The following is a 1,867-nucleotide window of genomic DNA, read 5'->3' as shown; positions in this document are numbered from 1 at the left end:
GGGCAGGGCGAGGGCCGGGGCGGCTGGCCCGGCGACGACCGCGAGGGCGGCGAGCACGGCCACCACGGGTGCCAACCAGCGATGCAGGGGTGCCGTCACAGTGTTCCCTTCCATCGACCGCCGACCGGGTTAGCTGACGGGTTCGGGGCGGAAGCGGCCCCTACCGCTTGCGCGGATTCACCCCGGGTACCTGGTTCCCCGGCTCGCCTTCCGGCGATTGGGCGGCGGCACCGCAGGCGCCGCTTCGCGCCTTCGGCGGTGACCGGCAGCGAGGTTACCTGAGAGTCCTCGCGGGGAGCTACGTCCGGATGCCGACTAAAAGCGTCATTTCGTAATCGCTGTCGATGATCAGTGATGCGATTCTCAGGGCGGATGCCGCCGCCGGTCACGCTGCGGAGTGTCACCATGTGGTCTCCGTACTTCCTTCTCGGTGCGGCCGCCCGGCCGGGGGGTGGGTGGGGGTGTGGTCGTCGGGGTACCGATGGGTCGCCCGGCCGCCGCCGAGCGCCTCCAGCGCGAGATCCCGGTCCGCGGGCCACCGCCCGGGCGTACGCGCCGCCGGCACGTCCCCGCCGGCCGCCGCTGCGGGCCCGGTCGCCCCGCGACGCCCCGCCGCCGTGACCACGGCGGCCAGCCCGGTGGTCAGCGGTACGGCGGCGATCAGGCCCAGCGTGGCGACCGCGCTGCGGACGATCTCCTGGGCGAGGAACTCACTGGTCAGGATCTGGGTCACCGGGCGGGAGTCGGCGGTGAGCAGGAGCAGCAGCGGCAGCGACGCGCCCGCGTACGCCAGCACGATCGTGTTGACCGTGGAGGCGATGTGCGCCCGGCCGACGCGGGTGGCCGCCCGGTAGAGCTGCAACCGGGACAGCCCCGGGTTGGCGTGCGCCAGCTCGGTGACCGTGGCCGCCTGGGTGACGGTGACGTCGTCGAGCACCCCGAGGGAGCCGATGATGATGCCGGCCAGCAGCAGACCGTGCAGGTCCACGTCGCCCCGGAACATCGACAGTGTGGTGGCGTCCTCGCTGCCGTACCCCGTGAGGTGGGTGGCCGCCGTGGCCATGGTGCCGAGCAGGCCGGTGAGCACCAGGCTGCCCAGGGTGCCGAGGACGGCCACCGACGTCTGCGCGGTGACCCCGTGGGTGAGGTACAGCACCACGAACATGATCAGGGCGGAGCCGACGACGGCGATCGGCAGCGGCGACCCGCCCGCGCCGATCCCGGGCAGCACGAAGGTCAGCAGGATGGCGAAGGTGGCGGCCAGGCCGGCCAGGGCGGCCACCCCCCGCCAGCGGCCGAACGCGACGATCGCCAGCGCGAACAGCACCGCCAGCCAGATCAGCGGGGCGCCGCGCTGGTGCTCGGCGATGTTGTAGGCGCTTGCCGTCGGGTCCGTCGGGTCGGTCAGCTTCACCAGCACGATCCGGTCGTCGACGGCGACGGTGGGCGCGCCGGGGCCGGTAGGGATCGGCGTCTCGACCTGCTGCCCGGCATCCGGCCCCTGCTCCACCCGGACGGTCACCGTGCCGCACGGGCCGTTCGCGATGCTCGGCCCGCCCTGCGGCGTCTCCGGCTGCGGCGGGCACTCCTCGGTGACCACGCGGGTGACCGTGCCGTGATAGCGGGGCACCGGCGTTCCGCCGTCGACCTTCGGGCCACCGTCGCGGGGCCAGAGGGCGATCGCCGCGATCACGGTGATCACGAAGAGCGGCACCACGGTCGCGACGAGGATCCGCCGCACCCCCGGCGGGGTGGGCGGAGCGGGTCGGTTGTGGTCGGCGCCCATCGACGTTCTCCAAACGGTGTCAGCGCGGGATACGGCTCGGCGGCCCGGACGGTTCAGTGTCGCCGACGACCGATCCGGGCC

The 1,867-nt window shown here is 73.7% G+C and carries 1 protein-coding gene and 1 riboswitch; the gene reads right to left on the bottom strand.

Going from position 1 to position 1,867, the window contains the following annotated elements; translation table 11 throughout:
* Window positions 1-102 precede the first annotated feature (102 nt).
* Window positions 103-234, bottom strand: a riboswitch (cyclic di-AMP (ydaO/yuaA leader).
* A gap of 166 nt (window positions 235-400) precedes the next feature.
* On the bottom strand, window positions 401-1,786 hold the full coding sequence (locus tag E1258_RS32380; protein WP_132407752.1) for a YibE/F family protein: 1,386 nt from the start codon (window positions 1,784-1,786) through the stop codon (window positions 401-403).
* Window positions 1,787-1,867: the final 81 nt, after the last annotated feature.

This window comes from Micromonospora sp. KC207, assembly GCF_004348615.1.
Lineage (GTDB): Bacteria > Actinomycetota > Actinomycetes > Mycobacteriales > Micromonosporaceae > Micromonospora.
Note: the sequence above shows the minus strand (reverse complement) of the source record. Positions and strands in the feature narration are given on the sequence as shown.